24 protein-coding genes and 1 pseudogene are annotated in these 21,613 nt (G+C 64.5%); all 25 read right to left on the bottom strand.

Annotated elements, in window-relative coordinates; genetic code table 11:
• Positions 1–4 precede the first annotated feature (4 nt).
• The 25 genes and pseudogenes from KO516_RS11980 to KO516_RS11860 all read right to left on the bottom strand — a co-directional run bounded on the left by KO516_RS11980 (position 5) and on the right by KO516_RS11860 (position 21,598).
• Positions 5–1,555 carry an NADH-quinone oxidoreductase subunit M gene (locus tag KO516_RS11980; RefSeq protein ID WP_216004023.1) on the bottom strand — a complete coding sequence of 517 codons (1,551 nt, stop codon included), beginning with the start codon at positions 1,553–1,555 and terminating at the stop codon, positions 5–7.
• The gene (nuoL, locus tag KO516_RS11975) at positions 1,555–3,651 is read right to left on the bottom strand and encodes an NADH-quinone oxidoreductase subunit L (RefSeq protein ID WP_216004022.1); all 2,097 of its coding nucleotides are present in this window, start codon (positions 3,649–3,651) and stop codon (positions 1,555–1,557) included. Before nuoL ends, KO516_RS11980 begins: the two co-directional genes overlap by 1 nt.
• 6 nt (positions 3,652–3,657) lie before the next feature.
• Positions 3,658–3,963, bottom strand: a complete 306-nt coding sequence (gene nuoK / locus KO516_RS11970; protein ID WP_216004021.1) for an NADH-quinone oxidoreductase subunit NuoK — start codon at positions 3,961–3,963, stop codon at positions 3,658–3,660.
• 166 nt (positions 3,964–4,129) lie between these two features.
• Entirely contained in the window at positions 4,130–4,732 is a 603-nt protein-coding gene (locus KO516_RS11965) for an NADH-quinone oxidoreductase subunit J (RefSeq protein ID WP_216004020.1), read from the bottom strand.
• Positions 4,729–5,136, bottom strand: a complete 408-nt coding sequence (locus KO516_RS11960; protein WP_216004019.1) for a carboxymuconolactone decarboxylase family protein — start codon at positions 5,134–5,136, stop codon at positions 4,729–4,731. The genes KO516_RS11965 and KO516_RS11960 overlap by 4 nt, the downstream gene beginning before the upstream one ends.
• A 100-nt stretch (positions 5,137–5,236) precedes the next feature.
• Entirely contained in the window at positions 5,237–5,731 is a 495-nt protein-coding gene (gene nuoI, locus KO516_RS11955) for an NADH-quinone oxidoreductase subunit NuoI (protein ID WP_216004018.1), read from the bottom strand.
• A 3-nt stretch (positions 5,732–5,734) separates the two neighbouring features.
• Positions 5,735–6,772, bottom strand: coding sequence for an NADH-quinone oxidoreductase subunit NuoH (gene nuoH / locus KO516_RS11950; RefSeq protein ID WP_216004017.1), 1,038 nt, complete (start codon positions 6,770–6,772; stop codon positions 5,735–5,737).
• A 10-nt stretch (positions 6,773–6,782) separates the two neighbouring features.
• Positions 6,783–7,175, bottom strand: coding sequence for a hypothetical protein (locus tag KO516_RS11945; protein WP_216004016.1), 393 nt, complete (start codon positions 7,173–7,175; stop codon positions 6,783–6,785).
• Positions 7,172–9,226, bottom strand: coding sequence for an NADH-quinone oxidoreductase subunit NuoG (gene nuoG / locus KO516_RS11940; RefSeq protein WP_216004015.1), 2,055 nt, complete (start codon positions 9,224–9,226; stop codon positions 7,172–7,174). Before nuoG ends, KO516_RS11945 begins: the two co-directional genes overlap by 4 nt.
• A gap of 69 nt (positions 9,227–9,295) precedes the next feature.
• Complete coding sequence (locus KO516_RS11935) at positions 9,296–9,706, bottom strand: DUF5333 domain-containing protein (RefSeq protein WP_216004014.1); 411 nt, start codon at positions 9,704–9,706, stop codon at positions 9,296–9,298.
• A gap of 116 nt (positions 9,707–9,822) precedes the next feature.
• Positions 9,823–10,161 (bottom strand): hypothetical protein, encoded by a 339-nt coding sequence (locus KO516_RS11930; RefSeq protein ID WP_216004013.1) that lies wholly within the window; start codon positions 10,159–10,161, stop codon positions 9,823–9,825.
• 8 nt (positions 10,162–10,169) lie between these two features.
• On the bottom strand, positions 10,170–11,465 hold the full coding sequence (gene nuoF / locus KO516_RS11925) for an NADH-quinone oxidoreductase subunit NuoF (RefSeq protein ID WP_216004012.1): 1,296 nt from the start codon (positions 11,463–11,465) through the stop codon (positions 10,170–10,172).
• Positions 11,466–11,469: 4 nt separating this feature from the next.
• Positions 11,470–11,697, bottom strand: coding sequence for a DUF5337 domain-containing protein (locus KO516_RS11920; protein ID WP_216004011.1), 228 nt, complete (start codon positions 11,695–11,697; stop codon positions 11,470–11,472).
• Positions 11,698–11,743: 46 nt separating this feature from the next.
• A complete protein-coding gene (locus KO516_RS11915; protein WP_252737560.1) occupies positions 11,744–12,415 on the bottom strand; it encodes an endonuclease in 672 nt (223 codons plus the stop codon).
• 66 nt (positions 12,416–12,481) lie between these two features.
• A pseudogene (gene nuoE / locus KO516_RS11910) lies at positions 12,482–13,327 on the bottom strand (NADH-quinone oxidoreductase subunit NuoE); the annotation flags it as partial.
• A gap of 91 nt (positions 13,328–13,418) precedes the next feature.
• Positions 13,419–13,751, bottom strand: coding sequence for a hypothetical protein (locus KO516_RS11905; RefSeq protein ID WP_216004009.1), 333 nt, complete (start codon positions 13,749–13,751; stop codon positions 13,419–13,421).
• A gap of 88 nt (positions 13,752–13,839) precedes the next feature.
• The gene (locus tag KO516_RS11900; RefSeq protein WP_216004008.1) at positions 13,840–15,072 is read right to left on the bottom strand and encodes an NADH-quinone oxidoreductase subunit D; all 1,233 of its coding nucleotides are present in this window, start codon (positions 15,070–15,072) and stop codon (positions 13,840–13,842) included.
• A gap of 109 nt (positions 15,073–15,181) precedes the next feature.
• Positions 15,182–15,787 carry an NADH-quinone oxidoreductase subunit C gene (locus tag KO516_RS11895; protein WP_216004007.1) on the bottom strand — a complete coding sequence of 202 codons (606 nt, stop codon included), beginning with the start codon at positions 15,785–15,787 and terminating at the stop codon, positions 15,182–15,184.
• Positions 15,788–15,800: 13 nt separating this feature from the next.
• Positions 15,801–16,334, bottom strand: a complete 534-nt coding sequence (locus tag KO516_RS11890) for an NADH-quinone oxidoreductase subunit B family protein (protein ID WP_216004006.1) — start codon at positions 16,332–16,334, stop codon at positions 15,801–15,803.
• On the bottom strand, positions 16,325–16,690 hold the full coding sequence (locus KO516_RS11885) for an NADH-quinone oxidoreductase subunit A (RefSeq protein ID WP_216004005.1): 366 nt from the start codon (positions 16,688–16,690) through the stop codon (positions 16,325–16,327). The genes KO516_RS11890 and KO516_RS11885 overlap by 10 nt, the downstream gene beginning before the upstream one ends.
• Positions 16,691–16,949: 259 nt before the next feature.
• Positions 16,950–17,300, bottom strand: coding sequence for a hypothetical protein (locus tag KO516_RS11880; protein ID WP_216004004.1), 351 nt, complete (start codon positions 17,298–17,300; stop codon positions 16,950–16,952).
• A 62-nt stretch (positions 17,301–17,362) separates the two neighbouring features.
• Positions 17,363–18,139 (bottom strand): crotonase/enoyl-CoA hydratase family protein, encoded by a 777-nt coding sequence (locus KO516_RS11875; protein WP_216004003.1) that lies wholly within the window; start codon positions 18,137–18,139, stop codon positions 17,363–17,365.
• On the bottom strand, positions 18,136–18,993 hold the full coding sequence (locus tag KO516_RS11870; protein WP_216004087.1) for a hydroxymethylglutaryl-CoA lyase: 858 nt from the start codon (positions 18,991–18,993) through the stop codon (positions 18,136–18,138). Before KO516_RS11870 ends, KO516_RS11875 begins: the two co-directional genes overlap by 4 nt.
• Before the next feature lie 20 nt (positions 18,994–19,013).
• Positions 19,014–19,664, bottom strand: coding sequence for a glutathione S-transferase family protein (locus KO516_RS11865; RefSeq protein WP_216004002.1), 651 nt, complete (start codon positions 19,662–19,664; stop codon positions 19,014–19,016).
• A complete protein-coding gene (locus KO516_RS11860; RefSeq protein WP_216004001.1) occupies positions 19,661–21,598 on the bottom strand; it encodes a biotin carboxylase N-terminal domain-containing protein in 1,938 nt (645 codons plus the stop codon). Before KO516_RS11860 ends, KO516_RS11865 begins: the two co-directional genes overlap by 4 nt.
• Positions 21,599–21,613 lie beyond the last annotated feature (15 nt).

Below are 21,613 nucleotides of genomic sequence, written 5' to 3'. Positions count from 1 at the left end.
CCCCTCAGTGATTGGCTTCGGCAACTGCGGGTCCGCCAAGATCGGCGGCCGCCACGGCCGTTTCATAATTTCCGACAAGCGCCTCAACCGAGGGCCCGATGATGTCCAGCGCCGCCGCCGGGTAGACCCCAAGCCACAGCGTCATGACCACGAGCGGCGCAAAGATCCAGCGCTCGCGCGTTGTCATGTCTTGAATGGTCTTGAGGCTTTCCTTGATCAGATCGCCCATCACCACGCGGCGATACAGATACAGCGCATAGGCCGCCGAAAAGATCACCCCCGAAGCCGCGACCATCGCCACCCATGTGTTGACCTGAAAGATCCCCATCAGCGTCAGGAATTCCCCGACAAAGCCCGAAGTGCCCGGCAGGCCGACATTGGACATGGTGAAGAACATGAAGATCAGCGCATAGGCCGGCATCCGGTTCACAAGGCCGCCATAGGCGTCGATCTCGCGGGTGTGCATCCGGTCGTAGATCACGCCCACACAAAGGAACAGCGCGCCAGAGATGAAGCCGTGGCTGAGCATCTGAAAGATCGCCCCGTCGACGCCCTGCTGGTTGGCGGCAAAGATGCCCATGGTGACGTAGCCCATATGCGCCACCGACGAATAGGCGATCAGCTTCTTCATGTCTTCCTGCACCAGCGCCACCAGCGAGGTGTAGACGATGGCGATGGCGCTCATCCAGAACACCAGCGGCGCCAGCACCTCGGAGCCGATTGGGAACATCGGCAGCGAAAAGCGCAGGAAGCCATAGCCGCCCATCTTCAGCAGGATCGCCGCCAGCACCACCGACCCGGCGGTCGGCGCCTGAACGTGCGCATCGGGCAGCCAGGTGTGCACCGGCCACATCGGCATCTTGACCGCGAAGCTGGCAAAGAACGCCAGCCACAGCATGGTCTGCAAGCCGCCGACGACGTGAATTCCCAGCACGTCAAAGCTGGCAAAGCTGAATTCATGCGCCAGCAGCATCGGGATGTCAGTGGTTCCGGCGTCGGCGTACATCGCCACCATCGCGACCAGCATCAGCACCGAGCCGAGGAAGGTGTAGAGGAAGAACTTGAACGAGGCATAGATGCGGTTCGCCCCGCCCCAGATGCCGATGATCAGGAACATCGGGATCAAGCCGGCCTCGAAGAACAGGTAGAACAGCACCAGATCCAGCGCCATGAACACGCCGAGCATCAGCGTTTCCAGCAGCAGGAAGGCGATCATGTATTCCTTGACGCGGCTCTTCACGCCCCAGGACGCGAGGATGGTCAGCGGCATCATGAAGGTGGTGAGCATGACGAACAGCACCGAAATGCCATCCACGCCCATCTTGTACTGCATCCCCATGATCCACTCGCCCTGCTCGACCATCTGGAAGCCGGTGTTCGAGCTGTCGAACTGGAAGAGGATGAACAGCGAGATCAGGAAGGTGGCCGAGGTCGCGATCATCGCGAGCCACTTGGCGTTGTTCTGCGCCGCCTCGTCTGCGCCGCGCAGGAACAGCGCGAGGATCAGCGCCGCCAGCGCGGGCAGGAAGGTAACGATGGAAAGAAGGTTGTCCATCAGTGGGCCCCTCCGAGGATCGACATCCAGGTCACCAGGATCGCGATCCCGATCACCATGGCAAAGGCATAGGTGAAGATGTAGCCGGACTGTGCGCGCCCCGCCAGTTTGGTAAAGAAGGGTATGATCCCCATGGCGATCCCGTTGATCGAGCCGTCGATGACATTGCCATCGCCACGTTTCCAGAAGATCCGCCCAAGCGCCCGCAGCGGCCGGACGAAGAGGAAGTCATAAGCCTCGTCGAAATACCATTTGTTCAGCAGGAACAGGTACAGCGGGCGCTGGTTCTCGGCGAGCCGGCGCGGCAGCGTCGGGTTCACGATGTAGAACAGGTAAGCGACGGCGAAACCGATAACCATGGCTACAAAGGGCGAGAGCTTGACCCAGACCGGGGCGTGGTGCGCCTCATCCATGACGTTGTTCTCGGGCGACATGTAGATCGCACCATACTCCAGCCCCGTGGCTGCGTGGCCCTCTGCCGTTGCAGTGCCATGGTCTTCGGTTGCAGTGTCAGCCGCATGATCGTCCACCACAGGTTCGCCGTGGCTTTCAGAGGCTTCGGCGTGATGCGCGGGCATTCCAAAGAAGCTCAGCACCTTGTCGTGGTTGCCGAAAAACACCGAGTAGAACACCATCCCCGAGAACACCGCGCCGATCGCCAGAACCCCCAGCGGGATCAGCATGACCTTGGGCGATTCATGCGCATGGTCATGGGTGTGCTTGTCGCCGCGCGCCTTGCCGAAGAAGGTCAGGAACATCAGCCGCCAGCTGTAGAAGCTTGTGAACAGCGCCGCAACGACCAGCATCCAGAAGGCATAGCCGCCGCCGGTGCCCGCCCATGCGCTTTCGATGATCGCATCCTTGGACACGAAGCCAGCAAAGCCGAACCAGCCGGTCAGCGGAATGCCGACGCCGGTGATCGCCAGTGTGCCGATCATCATCGCCCAATAGGTCATCGGGATCTTGTGCTTGAGCGCGCCGTAGTTGCGCATGTCCTGCTCGTGATGCATGGCGTGGATCACCGAGCCAGCGCCAAGGAACAGCATCGCCTTGAAGAAAGCGTGGGTCAGCAGGTGGAACATCGCCACCGAATAGACCCCGACGCCCGCCGCCACGAACATGTAGCCCAGCTGCGAGCAGGTCGAATAGGCGATCACCCGCTTGATGTCATTCTGCACAAGGCCGACCGTGGCGGCAAAGAATGCCGTGGTTGCGCCAAGGAAGGTGATGAAGGCCGTCGCCTGCGGTGCGAATTCCATCAGCGGCGACATGCGGCAGACAAGGAAAACCCCCGCCGTCACCATGGTGGCCGCGTGGATCAGCGCCGACACCGGCGTCGGACCTTCCATCGCATCGGGCAGCCATGTGTGCAGGAACAGCTGCGCCGATTTGCCCATCGCGCCGATGAACAGCAGGAAAGCCAGCAGATTCGCGGCGTTCCAGTCACGCCACAGGAAATGCAGCTGGGTTTCCGCAATGCGGGGCACCTCGTTGAAGATGGTGTCGAACTGGATGCTGTCGGTCAGGTAGAACAGCCCGAAGATCCCCAGCGCAAAGCCGAAGTCGCCAACCCGGTTGACCACAAAAGCCTTGATCGCGGCGGCATTGGCGCTTGGCTTCTTGTAGTAAAAGCCGATCAGCAGATAGGACGCGAGGCCCACGCCTTCCCAGCCAAAGAACATCTGCACAAGATTGTCCGCCGTCACCAGTGACAGCATGGCGAAGGTGAACAGCGACAGATACGCGAAAAAGCGCGCCCGGTAAGGCGTGTGCTCGAACTGCGGGTCATGCGCCATGTAGCCGAAGCTATACAGATGCACGAGCGCCGAGACCGTGGTGACCACGATCAGCATGATCGCCGTCAGCCGGTCGACCCGGATCGCCCAGTCGGTGCTGAGCGTGCCCGATTCAATGAAGCGGAACAGCGTGACGGTGTAGGCATCGCCAAGGGTGAGGAAGGTCACCCAGGACAGCAAGGCCGCAAGGAACAACAGGCCCGTGGTGGTCCACTGCGCGGCTTTCTCGCCCATCAGCCTCCAGCCGAAGCCAGCGAGAAGCGCGCCCACCAGCGGCGCGAAGAGAATGATCGTCACCATGGCGGGTCAGCCTTTCATCACGTTGACGTCTTCCACGGCGATGCTGCCGCGGTTGCGGAAGAAGCAGACGAGGATCGCAAGCCCGATGGCCGCCTCTGCCGCCGCCACCGTCAGGACGAACAGCGTGAACACCTGTCCCGCCAGATCGCCCAGATAGGACGAGAAGGCGACGAAATTGATGTTCACCGACAGCAGGATCAATTCGATGCTCATCAGCAGGATGATCACGTTCTTGCGGTTCAGGAAGATCCCGAAGATGCCGATCACAAACAGCACCGCCGCAACGGTAAGGTAATGCTCGAGCCCGATCATGTGCGGCCCTCCCCGGCCTGCGTCCTCAGGACGGCAGGCCGAATGCCCGCGATAAAGATGGCTGTCCAGCTGGCTTTGCTCATCGCTGTCCCTCTTCCTGCCCCGGTTCCCCCGGGGCGATTGGTCTTGCGTGCGGGTCGCCCCGCTAATCAGGTCGGGTAAGGGCCTACAGCCCCTGCCCCGGTTTCACGTCGCGCAGCTCCATCGCCTTGGCGGGGTCGCGGTACATCTGCGCCAGCACATTCTGGCGTTTCACATCCTTGCGGTGGCGCAGCGTCAGCACGATGGCCCCGATCATCGCAACCAGCAGGATCAGCCCCGACAGCTGGAAGGCAAGGAAGTAGCGGTCATAGACCAGCATCCCCAGCGCGGCGGTGTTCTGCACCCCGGCCGGTGCCGGTGCGCTCAGCTGGCTGGCGGCCAGTTCGCTGGTTTCCCACGCGCCAAAGGCCATGCCCAGTTCCATCAGGAACACGAGGCCGATCAGCAGCGCCAGAGGCATGTATTTCGCCATGCCCGCCTTGAGCTCGGCAAAATCGACGTCCAGCATCATCACCACGAACAGGAACAGCACCGCCACCGCGCCGACGTAGACGATCACCAGCAGCATCGCCACGAATTCCGCGCCCAGCAGCACGAACAGCCCGGCCGAGCTGAGAAAGGCGAGGATCAACCACAGCACCGAATGCACCGGGTTGCGGCTGATGACGGTGAACAGCCCGCCCACGATGGCGCAGAGGGCAAACAGGTAGAAGGCGAAAACCATCATGCTTCGTCATCCTTTGTGTCTTCCATGACCTCGCGCGCCAGCTCCATGGCGCGGGTCATGGCGGGTATGCCGGCAAACATCGACATATGCGCGATGGTCTCGGCGATCTCGTCCTTGGTGGCGCCCGCCTCGATCAGGTGGCGCACGGTCATGCGCACCGGGGTGTCGGCCTGCGCGCCCTGCATGGTCAGCCCCGCCAGCGTCAGCATCAACCGGGTCTTGGCATCCAGCCCGTCTTTCGACATGCCCTTGCCGAACCAGAACTCCATCATGTCCTTGGGCATGGTCGGCCAGAGCTTTTCATAGCCCTTGGGCGAAAAGTTCTCGAGTGCAGGGTTGAAGGCCTTGGCCATTTCCTGCGCCTGCTGCATCATCAGTTCGAATGGTGTCTTGGCGTCGCTCATGCCCCGTCCTCCTCGGTCTTGCAGACCTCAATCGCCGCGTCGAGCGCGTTGACCATGGCGGGCATCCCGCCAGACAGCGCCATCTGCAACTCCCCCTGGCTCATCGGTAAGGCGCATCCAGTTCAAGGTTCCGCGCGATTTCGGCTTCCCAGCGGTCGCCGTTTTCCAGCAGCTTGGTCTTGTCGTAGAACAGCTCTTCGCGGGTCTCGGTGGAAAACTCGAAATTCGGACCTTCGACGATGGCATCCACCGGGCAGGCTTCCTGACAGAAGCCGCAGTAGATGCATTTCGTCATGTCGATGTCATAGCGCGTGGTGCGGCGCGAGCCATCGTCGCGCGGCTCGGCGTCGATGGTGATGGCCTGCGCCGGGCAAATCGCCTCGCACAGCTTGCAGGCGATGCAGCGTTCCTCGCCGTTGGGATAACGGCGCAGCGCATGTTCGCCGCGGAACCGGGGCGAGAGATAGCCCTTTTCATGCGGGTAGTTCAGCGTCGGCTTGGGCGCGAAGAAATACTTCAGTCCAAGGCCGAAACCCTTGATGAAATCCACCAGCAGGAAGTATTTCGCGGCGCGGCCATAATCGATCTGGGTCATGCTTTATACTCCGGTCGTCCAGCGGGCGAACAGCCCCCAGAACCAGTCGAACCTTGCGGCAAATGCGGTAAAGACCACCCAGACGAGGCTGAACGGAAGGAACACCTTCCAGCCAAGCCGCATCAGCTGGTCGTAGCGGTAGCGCGGGGTGATCGCCTTCACCATCGCGAAGAGGAAGAAAAAGAACGCCATCTTGCCGACCATCCACAGCACGCCATCCGGCAGGCCGGGGATCGGCGACAGCCAGCCGCCGAAGAACAGCAGCGAGGTCAGCGCGCACATCAGGAAGATGGCGATGTATTCGCCCGCCATGAACAGCAGGAAGGGCGTTGCCGAATATTCCACCTGATAGCCCGCGACCAGTTCGGATTCCGCTTCGGGAAGGTCGAAGGGCGGGCGGTTGGTTTCGGCCAGCGCCGAGATGAAGAACAAAAACACCATCGGAAAATGCGGCAGCCAGTACCAGCCAAAGAACCCCCAGCCGGTGTCCTGCGCCTGCACGATGGCGCTGAAATTCATCGACCCGGTGGAGATGATCACGCCGATGATGATCAGACCGATGCTGACCTCATAAGAGATCATCTGCGCCGCCGAGCGCAGCGAGCCGAGGAACGGGTATTTCGAGTTCGACGCCCAGCCCCCCATGATCACGCCGTAAACCTCAAGCGAGGAAATCGCGAAGACATACAGGATGGCGACGTTGATATCGGCCAGAACCCAGCCCTCGTTGAACGGGATCACCGCCCATGCGATCATCGCGCAGACAAAGGAAACCAGCGGCGCCATGATGAACACGGCCTTGTCAGAGCCCGCCGGGATCACCACTTCCTTGAGCACATACTTGAGCGCGTCCGCCACCGATTGCAGGATCCCGAAGATCCCGACCACGTTGGGGCCCCGGCGCATCTGCACGGCGGCCCAGATCTTTCGGTCGCCATAGACCAGGAACAGCAGCGAGATCATCACGAATGCCAGCACGGCCACGCACTGGGCGAGGATGATCACGAATGTCCCGAATGGGGTTGCAAAGAAATTTGCCATCAAGTGTCCCTCACACCATCGGTATTCCGTTCTCGGCACAGGCCAGAGCGACGACTTCGGCGTCGATGGTCTTGAGCCCTCGGGGCAGCGCCGCCGAGATCGTGTAAACAGCATCTCCGCGCCAGAGACCACCCTCTTGCGCCACATTCGTGCGCAGATGCCGGGCGAATCCATATCCGCGAATAAGCGCGTATTGCGCCGCGACGCAATTCGCATAATCCTCGACGTCGCCGGTATCGCGGGCGCCGCGCATTTGCACGAGGAAACTTACCAGATCCCCGTCCAGAAGCCGCGTCTCGACCCCCTCATATTGCGGCATGAACGGCATTTCCTGCCGCGAGCTTGCCTCGCAGCCTGAAAGCACGACCAGCGCCGCAAAGGGGAGGAGACGCATCCGGTTCATTCTGCCGCCAGCGGCGCGCTACAACGGGCTTTCTGGTTCGCCGACAGCTCTGCCATCAGCACGCTCGAGCGGGCGATCGGGTTGGTCAGCCAGTGATCCCTGATCGCGTAGCGGAACGAGGCCTCACCAAGGCTGCCAGTCTCGGTCGGCGTCCAGTCGTTTTGCGCCACCTCGTCGATCTTGCCAAGATGCGGCACTTCCGCCACCAGCTTCTGGCGCAGCTGCGCCAGACTGTCCCACGGCAGAGTCGCGCCGATTTCGGCAGACAGCGCCCGCAGGATCGCCCAGTTTTCCTTGGCCTCACCCGGCGCGAAACAGGCGCGCATCGCCAGCTGCGGGCGGCCTTCGGTGTTCACGAACAGGCCGTTTTCCTCGGTATAGGCCGCGCCCGGCAGGATGACATCGGCGCGGTGTGCGCCCCGGTCGCCATGGCTGCCCTGATAGATCACAAAGGCGCCCTCGTCCTGCGCGACCGCGTCGCTGCTTGCGCCCCCAGCGATTTCCACTTCGTCCGCGCCCAGCGACCAGATCACATCCGCGCCCTCGATGGCGGCAGGCAAGCCGCCCTCGGTGACAGCGCCAACGTCCAGCGCCCCGACGCGGCTGGCAGCGGTGTGCAGCACCATCAGCTTGCTGTGCGTATCGCTCGCCAGCTGCATCGCCGCAGCCAGAACCGCCGCGCCATCGGCTTCCTGCAACGCCCCCTGCCCGACGATGACCACCGACGGTGCGTCCAGCACCGCGCCGTGATCCGCGTCCAGCAGCGAGGACAGCGCCGCGCGGTCGGTGCCGACATGGGCGTAGTCATAGGTCAGATCGACCGCCTCGCCGACCAGCCCGATCCGGGCCCCGGCCAGCCACGCCTTGCGGATCCGGGCATTGAGCACCGGCGCTTCCTCGCGCGGGTTGGTGCCGATCAGCTGGATGAAGGCCGCATGGTCAAGATCTTCGATGCTGGCGGTGCCGACATATCCCGAACGGTTGCCGGCAGGCAGCTTTGCGCCATCGGTGCGGCATTCAATGCTGCCGCCCAGCCCGTCGAGGAGCATCTTCAGCGAATAGATCGCCTCGACCGGGGCCAGATCGCCGACAAGGCCAGCCACCTTGGACGCGCCTCTGAGCTTGTCGGCAACCAGCGCCAGCGCCTCGGGCCATGTCGCCGGGGTGAGCTTGCCATTCTTGCGGATATACGGCTTGTCGAGCCGCTGGCGGCGCAGACCGTCCCAGACGAAACGCGACTTGTCCGACAGCCACTCCTCGTTGATGCCATCATGGTTGCGCGGCAGGAAGCGCATGACTTCGCGCCCCTTTGTATCGACGCGGATGTTCGAGCCAAGCGCATCCATCACATCGATGGATTCGGTCTTGGTGAGCTCCCACGGGCGGGCGGTAAAGGCATAGGGTTTGGACACCAGCGCGCCCACCGGGCACAGATCGATGATGTTGCCCTGAATGTTGGAATCCAGCGTCTGGTTCAGGTAGCTGGTGATCTCGGCATCTTCGCCGCGCCCGGTCTGACCCATCTGGGAAATCCCGGCAACCTCGGTGGTGAAGCGCACGCAGCGGGTGCAGGAAATGCAGCGCGTCATGTGGGTTTCGACCAGCGGCCCAAGATCAAGATCGTCCGACGCCCGCTTCGCCTCGCGGAAGCGCGAGAAATCAACGCCGTAAGCGACGGCCTGATCCTGAAGATCGCACTCGCCGCCCTGATCGCAGATCGGGCAGTCGAGCGGGTGGTTGATGAGCAGAAACTCCATCACCCCTTCGCGGGCCTTCTTGACCATCGGCGAGTTCGTCTTGATCACCGGCGGCGCGCCTTCCGGGCCGGGGCGCAGATCGCGCACCTGCATGGCGCAGCTTGCCGCGGGCTTGGGCGGTCCGCCCACCACCTCGACAAGGCACATGCGGCAGTTGCCCGCGATCGACAGGCGCTCGTGATAGCAAAAGCGCGGCACTTCGATCCCGGCTTCTTCGCAGGCCTGGATCAGCGTCATGGCGGGGTCGACCTCGATTTCGGCCCCGTCGATGATGATCTTGCGCAGGTCAGTCATTGGCATCTTCCCAACAGAATTTCCCCGGGGCCCTTTGGCCCGACGCGGCGCAGGCTCGGACAGCCCGCCTCATTTCGCCCTGAGAAGCACGCCGATCTGCGTGCCCTTCTCGATTTCTTCAAGCCCGACGCGGCAGTAACCCTCTGCCTCGCCAAGCGTAACCCCTCTGGATGTCAGCCAGGCCTCGCCCTCGGCGCGATACCTGCGCTTCTCGTCCTTCGAGGTGACGTAATCGTCGATCTCATCATCGCTGAAGCCCTGCGCGCGCGCCGAGTCCTTCAGCGATGCCAGATAGGCAAAGGCGGTGATCATCCGCGCGTCGATGTCGTCGCAGACATTGCGGATCTCATCGGCGATGCCAACAGCCAGAAGGCCGCGATGAATTTCATCGACCTCGCCCAGCGTCGTGGGGCGCGCCTGCCCGGTGGCGGGCAGCGCGGCCAGACAGATCAGCGAAGCAGTGGCAAACAGTCGGGTCATGGTCTCTCTCCGGTTGCTGGCGAGGGCAACGCCCTCGGTGCCGTACACCCTGCGCCGACCGTCCCCGGCCTTCCAGTCACGCCCCCGCGAGCGCGCGGCGATATGCAGGCTTTTGCTCACTCGACGCACCGCCCCTGAAACACCACCCTGTTGTCGTCGATCGGCAACTGGCCCTGCGGCGTGTCCGGCCCGATCTGCCAGTCGATGTCCGACGTGCCGAGATAGGACATGCAATAGACCGTGCCCTGATAGCGCGCCGCGCTGCTTGCCCCGTCGATCGAGGCGCTGACCGGCCCGCCGGTGGACACGAATTGCGACCGGTCGGCCTTGCTCGCCTTGACCTTACCGTCGAAGGTGACGCCGCCATATTCGATGCCGGTCTTGCTGGAGCAGGCCGCAAGCCCCGAGAGCAGCAGCGCCGCCAGAGTGATCCGCAAGATGCGTGTCTGTCGCACGGCGCCCCTCACTCAGCAGCCACGGCGCTGACGCGGCCGGTCTTCTTGTATTTGATGCGGTCTTCGATCTCGTTGCGGAAATGCCGGATCAGACCCTGAATCGGCCAGGCCGCCGCATCGCCAAGCGCGCAGATCGTGTGGCCTTCAACCTGCTTGGTCACGTCGAGCAGCATGTCGATTTCCTCGACCTCAGCCTCCCCGGTCACCAGACGATCCATCACACGCATCATCCAGCCGGTGCCCTCGCGGCAAGGCGTGCACTGGCCGCAGCTTTCATGCTTGAAGAACTTGGACAGCCGCCACACGGCTTTGATCACATCGGTGTTCTGATCCATGACGATCATGCAGCCGGTGCCAAAGGACGACTTGTTCTCGCGCATCCAGTCGAAATCAAAGATCGCGTCTTCGAGCGAGGCCTTCGGCAGCACCGGGCAGGACGCCCCGCCGGGGATGATCGCCTTGAGATTGTCCCAGCCGCCGCGCACACCGCCGCCATGCTTTTCAATGATCTCGCGCACCGACATCGACATCTCTTCCTCGAACACCGAGGGCGTGTTGACGTGGCCGGTCAGCGCCATCAGCTTGGTGCCCGAGTTGTTCTTGCGCCCGAAGCCCGAGAACCACGATGCGCCGCGCCGCAGGATGGTCGGGCAGACGGCGATGGATTCGACGTTGTTCACCGTGGTCGGGCACCCGTAAAGCCCCGATCCCGCCGGGAATGGCGGCTTCATCCGGGGCATGCCCTTCTTGCCTTCAAGGCTTTCCAGCAACGAGGTTTCCTCGCCGCAGATATAGGCCCCGGCGCCGTGATGCAGATACAGATCGAAATCCCAGCCCGACCCGGCGGCGTTCTTGCCCAGAAGCCCAGCGTCATAGCATTCGTCGATCGCCGCCTGCAGCGCCTCTTTCTCGCGGATGTATTCGCCGCGGATATAGATATACGATGTATGCGCCTGCATCGCGAAGCTGGCGATCAGCGCGCCCTCGATCAGCGTGTGCGGATCGTGGCGCATGATCTCGCGGTCCTTGCAGGTCGCGGGCTCGGATTCATCGGCGTTGATCACCAGATAGGCCGGGCGACCGTCGGATTCCTTGGGCATGAACGACCATTTGAGCCCGGTCGGGAAACCTGCGCCGCCGCGTCCGCGCAGACCGCTGGCTTTCATCTCGTCGATGATCCAGTCGCGGCCCTTGCCGATGATCTGTGCCGTCCCATCCCAATGGCCACGCATTTTCGCGCCCGCGAGCGAGCGGTCATGCATGCCGTACAGGTTGGTGAAAATGCGGTCCTCGTCCTTCAGCATCGCATCACTCCTCGTTCGAGCGGTCCTTCTGGCGCGCACGCCAGAGCCCGTAGATCATCCAAATCGCCGTCCCGAACCCGGCGAGCGCCGCCAGATCAAAGAAAGCCCGTGTGCGCTGGGTCCAGCCCAGCAGATCGCCCGCCACAGTAGCGGCGATCCAGGCAAGGCCGGTTCCGGCGATCAGCAGCGCGATCACGCGCCCTTGCCGGTTATGTCGGTCCTTGCCGGTCATTCGTTCGCCTTGCGGCGCCTTCGCAGACGCCGCCCTTTTCCAAACCCTACGAGGCGTCGGTCCGGGCGCCGGACGCAAGCGTCCTCGCCTGCCCGACCCAGTCATCGCGCGACACCCTGCCCCGGAAGCCCTTCAGATTGTCATCCATCCAGGCAATTTCCGGTGCGTTCCATTCGGCGATCTGCTCAAAGCTCCAGACCCCCAGTTCGTTCAGCTGCGCTTCGAGCGCCGGGCCGATGCCCTTGATCTGGCGCAGATCGTCGGCGCCGCCCGCCGGCCTGTCGCGCGCTTCGGGGCGCTGCTCATCTGCCACCGCCTCATAACGCCAGCTGCCCTTGCGGCTGGCAAGGTCCTGCTCGCCCGCAAGCGGCTTGCTTGCCGTGATCAGCGGGGCCTCGGCGGGCTTTCCAGCCACCGGGGCCGGCGCTGCCGCCTCGGGGGCGATGACCGGGTCAGACGCGGGCTCTTGGGCAACCGGCGGCTGCGGCGTAACCTTGGGCGCCGGGATCGGCGAGGGCTTGAGCGCGGTCAGCTGCGGCACCGGCGCAGCCAGCCAGACCAGCAGCGCCCCCAGCAGCAGCGCCACGATCAGACCCAGCAGCAATGCCGCGAAAAATCCCTTGCTGGCGATCCCGAACAAAAACACCAGCGCACCGGCGATGCCGGCGGCAATATAGGTGTTCTTGCTGTTTGCTGCATTCATCGAAGCTTTGCCCATGTTCCTGTCTCCCCCCGGGTTGCAGCCGCCCCTCGGGCGGCAAGGTAGCCCTTTCTACCCTTTATCGCCCTCCGCCGGGTTTTCGACCTTGGTCGCGTTTTCCACCGGCGCTTCGCGCTTGTCGATGCCGGTCTCATCCGCTGGCGCCCCTTCGGACAGCTGCGGCGTGTGCAGATCCGGTTCGGCGTCGCCCTTTTCGTGGCTGCGATCGCGCCACGGCGTGCGCAGCGGCACCTCGGTGCCGTCGATGCGTTTCACCGTATCGCCGATGGCAAGCGCCAGCTCGACCGAAGCGTTCTGATCCATCCGGCCTTCGACATGATCGGTCAGCACCACCGGCCCACCCAGCGGTTCCGATGCAAAGCGCCCGTTCTGCGGCCCCGGTGCCGGCACCTCGCCCGCCGCCAGTTTATCAAGGATCTGCGTCAGCTTCTCGGCGGTCAGATCCTCATAGTAATCCTTGCCGATCTGCGCCATCGGCGCATTGGCACAGGAGCCGAGGCATTCCACCTCTTCCCAGCTGAACTTGCCATCGGCCGAGACCATATGCGCCTTGGGGGCGATCTTGTCCTTGCACACCGCCATCAGGTCTTCGGCGCCGCAGATCATGCAGGTGGTGGTGCCACAGATCTGCACATGGGCGATGCTGCCCACCGGTTGCAGCTGGAACATGAAGTAAAACGTCGCCACCTCGAGCACGCGGATATAGGCCAGCCCCAGCATCTCGGCGACGGTTTCAATCGCCGGGCGCGACAGCCAGCCTTCCTGTTCCTGCGCGCGCCACAGCAGCGGGATCACCGCCGAGGCCTGACGGCCCTCGGGGTACTTGCTGATCTGGCCCTCGGCCCATGCGAGGTTGGCATCGGTGAAGGCGAAGCTTTCGGGCTGGTCGGGATGAAGACGGCGAAGCATCGGCGGGATGGCCTCTCAACTGTGGATCATGTCCGCGCGGGGCGCGGCTGCCCTGACGGGCAAGAACGGGTTATCGGCGACGCGCATCCGGTCAGCCAGCGGCGACGGGCGCGAGGGCGGGTTCGGGGGCGGGCGCGACCGGGGCGCAGCGTCCGGTGACAAGGCGCAAACCACCGCCGTCAAGCGGCACCGCATCACCCGCCTTGACCTTGTATTGCGCGATCAGTCGCACCTCATCTCGGCTCAGCCCGGTCTGAAGCTCGACCGGAAGATAATCGGCCTCGGTCACCAGATTGCAGCCGATCGAGGCGACCGCATCGTCAAAGGCCAGAAGATCGGCCTTGTCCGTGCCCTCGGGCGGCAGTGCCAGCACGCATCCCGCAACAGCGGCGATGGGCAACAAGGCCAGAGTTTTCTTCAACATCACGGGTCCACGGTCCTTTGGTCTTGTCTTGCGCCTTGGCGGTTCCCCACGCGGCGGATGAGCGGGGCGGCGCGCCGCCCCTGCCAGATCAGCGGTCGACCTCGCCGAACACGATATCGAGCGAGCCGAGCACAGCCGCCACGTCGGCGAGCTGGTGCCCCTTGCACAGGTAATCCATCGATTGCAGATGCAGGAACCCCGGCGCGCGCAGCTTGGCGCGATACGGCTTGTTGCTGCCATCCGCCACGAGGTAGACGCCGAATTCGCCCTTCGGTGCCTCGACACAGGCGTAGATCTCGCCCGTCGGAACGTGAAAGCCTTCGGTGTAAAGCTTGAAGTGGTGGATGAGCGCCTCCATCGAGGTCTTCATCTCGCTCCGCTTCGGCGGCGTCACCTTGCCACGGGCCAGCACATCGCCCTGATTTTCCGGCAGGCGCAGCTTGTCGATGGCCTGCTTCATGATCTTCACGCTCTCGCGCATCTCGGCCATGCGGCAAAGATAGCGGTCATAGCAATCGCCGTTCTTGCCAACGGGGATCTGGAAGTCGAACTCGTCGTAGCACTCATAGGGTTGGGCGCGGCGCAGGTCCCACGCAAGGCCAGAGCCACGCACCATGACACCGGAATAGCCGTAATCCTGAATGTCCTGTTCGGTCACGATGCCGATGTCGGCATTGCGCTGTTTGAAGATGCGGTTCTCGGTCAGCAGCCCGTCGATGTCATCGAGCATCTTCGGAAACGTGCCGCACCATGCCTCGATATCGTCGATCAGCGCGGGCGGCAGATCCTGATGCACCCCGCCGGGCCGGAAATAGGCCGCGTGCAGACGCGCACCGCTGGCCCGCTCGTAGAAGATCATCAGCTTCTCGCGTTCCTCGAAGCCCCAGAGCGGCGGCGTCAGCGCGCCGACATCCATGGCCTGCGTGGTCACGTTCAGCAGGTGGTTCAGGATGCGCCCGATCTCGCAATACAGCACGCGGATCAGCTGGGCGCGGCGCGGAACCTCGGTGCCGGTGAGCCGTTCGATGGCCAGGCACCATGCGTGTTCCTGATTCATCGTGCCAACGTAATCGAGCCGGTCGAAATACGGCAGGTTCTGCAGGTAGGTGCGGCTTTCCATCAGCTTTTCGGTGCCGCGATGCAGCAGGCCGATATGCGGATCGCAGCGCTCGACGATTTCGCCGTCAAGCTCCAACACCAGCCGCAGCACGCCATGCGCCGCCGGGTGTTGCGGCCCGAAGTTGATGTTGAAGTTGCGGATCTGCTGCTCGCCGGACAGCGCGTCCACGCTGCCGTCGTCGAATTTGGAGCCGTCCATCATTTCAGACCTCTCACACGGGGGCGGGACAGATCTTCGCTCGAAGATCGATCAGCGCGGGCGGTACACAGATTTCTCGCATGAGAAACCCGGGGCTCGGACAAAGCGGGCATCACTTCGCCTCGGCCTTCTCGTCACCGGGAAGGATGTAGTTTGCGCCTTCCCACGGCGACATGAAATCGAACTGGCGGTATTCCTGCACCAGCTTCACCGGCTCGTAGACGACGCGCTTGAGCTCTTCGTCATAGCGCACCTCGACATAGCCGGTGGTCGGAAAATCCTTGCGCAGCGGGTGGCCGCGAAAGCCGTAATCGGTGAGGATGCGGCGCAGGTCCGGGTGGCCCGAGAAGATGATCCCGAACATGTCGAACACCTCGCGTTCGAACCAGTCCGCCGACGGGTGCACCTTGGTGATCGAGGGCACGGTCTCGCCGTCGCGTGCCGAAACCCGCAGGCGCACGCGATGGTTCTGGTACATCGACAGGAAGTGATAGACCACATCGAAGCGCTTGGCCCGCTCGGGGTAATCAACCGCGGTGATATCGACCAGCGACGAAAACCGGCAGGACGCATCGCCCTTGAGAAACTCGACAAAGCCCGCGATGTTCGCTGGCGCCACGTCGATGGTCAGCTCGCCAAACGCCACTTCCCAGCCGATCACGCAATCGGGGCGTTTCATCTCGATATGGCCGCCAAGGTCCTTGAGTGCCTGTGTCATGCCTCTGCTCTCCTCAGCGCACGATGGTGCCGGTGCGGCGGATCTTTTTCTGAAGCGCCATCAGCCCGTACATCAGCGCCTCGGCGGTCGGCGGGCAGCCGGGCACATAAACGTCGACCGGAACGATGCGATCGCAGCCGCGCACCACCGAATAGCTGTAATGGTAATAGCCGCCGCCATTGGCGCAGGACCCCATCGAGATCACATAGCGCGGCTCGGGCATCTGATCGTAGACCTTGCGCAGCGCCGGGGCCATCTTGTTGGTCAGGGTACCAGCGACGATCATCAGGTCAGACTGGCGCGGGCTGGCGCGCGGGGCGGTGCCGAAACGTTCCAGATCGTAGCGCGGCATCGAGCTGTGCATCATCTCGACGGCGCAGCAGGCAAGGCCGAAGGTCATCCAGTGCAGCGAGCCGGTGCGCGCCCAGTTGATCACATCATCGACCGAGGTCAGCAGGAAGCCCTTGTCGGACAATTCGCGATTGAGCGCCTGCGTGGCGACCTCGCGGTCACCGCCGGCGGTGTTCGCCCCTGTCATCACTCCCATTCCAGCGCCCCTTTCTTCCATTCATAGGCAAAGCCCGCGGTGAGCACCGCCAGAAACACCATCATCGACCAGAAGCCGGCGTCGCTGACATCCTTGAACGCGGTGGCCCACGGAAAAAGAAAGGCGATCTCGAGATCGAAGATGATGAACAGGATCGACACCAGATAGAACCGGACGTCGAATTTCATCCGCGCATCGTCGAATGCATTGAAGCCGCATTCGTAGGCCGACACTTTCTCGGGATCCGGATGGCGCACCGCAAGCACCACGGCGGCGAGGATGAGAATGGCGCCTAGCGCGATTGCGACGGCGAGGAACACGAGGATCGGGAGGTACTCCCGCAGCAACTCTTCCACTGGCTGGCTCCTTGCACAGGGGCACCGATTGTCCGGCGCTGGGACCATGGCGATCTTGCCTTGCTGACCCCTGATCTATCGCTGGTCTAGCGCGGGGTCAACAAGCTCAGAGAATATTCAGAAAAGGTGAACACCATATTTTTCAGAAGGATACCGGGGATCTCTGGCCAATAGCGACACATATTGGGATTTTTGTTCTTTGCTGGCGGATAGATATCCGGCGTGCAGACGCGCGCGGCGCAGACTCGGCGGTGCAGACTCAGCGGCTCAGGACCACGAGGGCCAGCGCCGTCATCACCGCCCCGAGAGGCGCCCAGAGCTGCCGCTCGATCGGCTTGCGCGATGCCGCGTGCAGCAGCGTCAGGGCCAATTGCAACGCCAGCGCCGCCCAGCCGCTGTGGCGCGGCCAGCCCAGCCCCGGAAACCCGGCGGCCGACAGGATGGCCAGCGCCAGAAGCCCGTAGACCGGCACGTGGATCAGCGACAGTGCCCGCCCGGTGCGCGCTGCCGGGGCCGCCGCCGCCCAAGGGGCCCCGACCGCGAGCGCCAGATGGAAGATAATGATCGCTCCGCAGAGCGTTGCATATAAATGAGCGATCTGAACGGTCACCGCCTCTGTCCCCGTTTGCGCGCCCTAGCCTGCCACGCGGCACGTCCGCCCAACCGGCGACCTCAGGCCCATGGCGCCGGGCGCTTGTCGAAAAACGCCGAGATGCCGCTGCGGGCTTCATCGGTTTCCCAGCGGGCGGCAAGCGCGTCGATGGCCATGTCGACCTGTTCCGGCGTCACCTGTCCGGCCAGCGCGTTCAGCAGCGCCTTGGCCTCGCGCACCGCCTGCGGCGCACAGGAGAGATACGGCGCGATCTCGGCCTCAAGCGCCGCATCCAGCGCCTCGGGGCCGACGCAGCGGGTAAGCAGCCCCAGCCGCACCGCCTCGGGCGCGCTAAAGATCCGCCCGTTCATGAACACCTCGCGCGCCGCCCGCGCGCCCATCTTCGCCACCACGAAGGGCCCGATATTGGCCGGGATCAGCCCCAGCCTGACCTCGGTAAAGCCCAGCTTTGCCGTCTCGACCCCGACCGCGACATCGCAAACCGAGATAAGCCCGACGCCACCGCCAAGGGCATTGCCCTGCACCCGCCCGATCAGCGGCTGTGGCAACCCTGCCAGCGCCTGCAGCGCCGCCGCAATCCGCCGCGATTCCGTGCGGCGGGTCGCGCCATCCATGTCGAACTGCGCCTGCATCCATGCCAGATCGCCCCCGGCGCAAAAGCTCTTGCCCTCGGCGGCAAGCACCACGACGCGCACCGTTTCGTCACCGGCCAGCGCGGCGCAGGCGGCTTCGATCTCGCCCATCATCGCGGCCGACAGGGCGTTGTGCTTTTCGGCGCGGCTCAGCCACAGCGTCGCCACCCCGCGCGCGTCGCGCTCTATGCGAACCTCAGTCATGTTGCCCCCCGCATGGCGCGGGCCAATGCCGCCGCCTCGTTCAGCACCGATGCGTCAAGCCCGGTGTCATATCCCAGCGCCACCAGCCGCGCGGCCAGCACTTCGGTTGCGACGTTGCCCGCCGCGCCCGGCGCATAGGGGCAGCCGCCAAGCCCGCCGACCGCCGCGTCGAACACCCGCAGCCCACGCGACAGGGCGACCTGCACATTGGCCAGCGCCTGCCCGCCGGTGTCGTGGAAATGCCCCGCCAGCGCCGAGGCATCGACCTCGCCGAGCACCGCCGCCAGCATCGCGTCCACCGCCTCGGGGGTGCCGCGCCCGATGGTATCGCCGAGCGAGACCTCGTAGCAGCCCATCGCCCGCAGCGCACCCGCAACCCGCGCCGCCGCCAGAGGGGCCACCGCGCCGTCGTAGGGGCATTCCACCACGCAGGAGACATAGCCGCGCACCGGCACGCCCCGGTCCTGCGCCGCCTGCGCCACCGGGCGGAACCGCGCGAGGCTTTCCTCGATCGAGGCGTTGATATTGGCGCGGCTGAACCCCTCGGAGGCCGAGCCAAAGATCGCCACCTCGTCCGCCCCCGCCGCCATCGCCGCATCGAACCCCTTCATGTTGGGAGTCAGCGCCGCATAAGACACCCCCGGCGCCCGCGTGATCCCGGCCAGCACCTCGGCCGAGCTTGCCATCTGCGGCACCCATTTCGGGCTGACGAAACTGGCACATTCGATGCGTTTAAACCCGGCGCGCGACAGGATATCCACCAGCGCGATCTTTTCCGCCGCCGGAATCTGGCGCGCCTCGTTCTGCAAGCCATCGCGCGGCCCGACCTCGAAGATTTCGACGTAATCGCTCATCGTGCCCCCCCTGCTGCTGCTCATGCCAGCTCCCACGCCGGATAGAACGGCTTTGCATATAGCGGCTGCTGACCGCCCGGAAGCGCCGCCTTGAAAGCGGGGCGCGCGGTGATCCGGGCATACCAATCCGCAACGCGCGGGACGCCGTCGAGCGCCGCGAAATGCCCCGCCATATAGACCGCCTGCCCGACCGCCACATCCACCGCCGTGAAATCGCCCAGCAGATGGGCGCGCCCGGCAAGCCGCGCCTCGATCGCCGCGTAGCATTTGCCAAGCCGCTTTGCCTCAAGCTGCATGATGATGGGCGAGCGCATGGCATCCTCGCGCAGCATGATGTGCTGCTGGGTCAAGGTCGCGCAATGCTGGCTGATGGTTTCCGCGAAATGCAGCCACGACAGCCAGTCGGCCCGCTGCGCATCGCCGGGCGCGCGCCACAGCGGCCCCGGATGAAGCTCGCACAGGAATTCCATCATCGCGAGGCTTTCGAACAGCACCGCGCCGTCGATTTCCAGCGCCGGCACCCGCCCCGCCGGGGACAGCGCCAGATAGTCCGGCGCGCGCAGCGAGCGGTCGAACGGATGGGGGATCACCTCGTGGTCAAGCCCGAGTTCGTGCAGCAGCCATAGCACCCGCATCGAGCGGGACTGCGGCACGTGGTGAAGACGGATCACGCCTCTTCCTCCAGCCGGATCAGCGCCGCGCCCGCCTCGACCTGCGCGCCGGGTGCGACCAGCAGCTCGGCGATGATGCCATCGCGCGCGGCGGTCAGCGTGTGTTCCATCTTCATCGCCTCGAGCACCGCAAGCCGGTCGCCCGCCTGCACCGCCTGCCCCACGCTGGCCAGAACCGCGACCACCCGCCCCGGCATCGGCGCTTCGATCAGGTTGCCCGACGCGCCCGCCGCCGCCGCCCGTGCCAGCGGATCGATGATGCGGAACACCGCGCCGCCGCCGTGGAACAGCGTCACCGTCTGGCCATCGCGCAGCAGCTCTGGCGCGGGGCCACCGCCGATGCGCCAGCCCGCGCCGATACGCTCGGCCAACACAAGGTCTTCGCCCAGCGTCACCTCGATACGATGGGCCGAGATCACCCGCAGAACCGCCGCGATCTCTTCGCCGTCATGTTCCAGAACCACCGTTCGCGCCAACGGCTGCCACAGTGTCAGCCCGGCCAGCGCCGGGGCGTCTTCCCACAGACCCGCCGCGCAGATCGCCGCCTGCGCCACCAGCGCTGCAGGGGTTGGCGCCTGCGCGGTCAGCTCGGCCAGATCGCGCCCGATCAGCCCGGTATCGACCTCGCCGCGCGCAAAGCCTTCGTGCCGGGCCAGCGCGCCCAGAAAGGCGAGGTTGGTCACCGTTCCGGCCACCTGCGTTTGCGCCAGCCCCTGCGCCAGCTTGCGCAGCGCGATGTTGCGGGTTGGGCCGTGCACGATGACCTTGGCGATCATCGGATCGTAATGCGGCGAGATCACATCCCCGGCGCGCACCCCGCTATCGGCCCGCAGCTGCGGCGGGAAGCGCAGCGCCGACAACCGCCCTGTTGCCGGCAAGAACCCCGCCGGCACGTCCTCGGCATAAAGCCGCGCCTCAAAGGCGTGGCCGGTGATGGTCAGGTCCTCCTGGGCGCAGGGCAAGGGCTCCCCCGCCGCCACCCGCAGCTGCCATTCCACCAGATCGACGCCGGTGATCGCCTCGGTCACCGGATGTTCGACCTGAAGGCGGGTGTTCATCTCCATGAACCAGAAGCCATCGGGGCGCAGCCCCTGCGAACCATCGACGATGAATTCCACCGTGCCCGCGCCCTTGTAGCTGATCGCCTCGGCGGCGCGCACCGCCGCCGCGCCCATCGCGTCGCGCATCTCGGGCCTCATGCCCGGCGCGGGCGCTTCCTCGATCACCTTCTGATGACGCCGTTGCAGCGAACAGTCGCGTTCGAACAGATGCACGGCGCGGGTGCCATCGCCAAACACCTGCACTTCGATATGGCGCGGCGCGGTGACGAATTTCTCGATCAGAACCGCCGGGTTGCCAAAGGCACCGCGCGCCTCGCCCTGCGCCGAGGCCAGCGCATCGGCAAAGCCCGCCGCGCTGTCGACCAGCCGCATCCCCTTGCCACCGCCGCCCGCAACCGCCTTGATCAGCACCGGATAGCCGATCTGATCCGCCTGCTGCGCTAGGAAATCCGCGCCTTGTTCCGCGCCGTGATAGCCCGGCACCACCGGCACGCCTGCCTCGTGCATCAGCCGCTTGGCCGCGTCCTTGAGCCCCATCGCCCGGATCGCCGCCGCGCCCGGCCCGACAAACACCAGCCCCGCCGCTTCGACGGCATCGACGAAATCGGGGTTTTCGGACAGGAAACCATAGCCCGGATGGATCGCCCCCGCCCGTGTATCCAGCGCCGCCTTGATGATGACATCGCCGCGCAGATAGCTTTCGCCCGGAGACGCCCCGCCGATGCACACCGCCGCGTCGGCCATGGCAACATGCTTGGCCCCGGCATCCACATCCGAATGCACCGCAACGCAGCGCAGCCCCATGGCGCGCGCGGTTTCCATCACCCGGCAGGCGATCTCGCCCCGGTTGGCGATCAACACCGTGTCAAACATCTCAGACCCTCCCAC

Source organism: Citreicella sp. C3M06, from assembly GCF_018860705.1.
Classification (GTDB): domain Bacteria; phylum Pseudomonadota; class Alphaproteobacteria; order Rhodobacterales; family Rhodobacteraceae; genus Salipiger.
The sequence above is the reverse complement of the archived record's forward strand: the minus strand, read 5'-3'. Positions and strand labels throughout refer to the sequence as shown.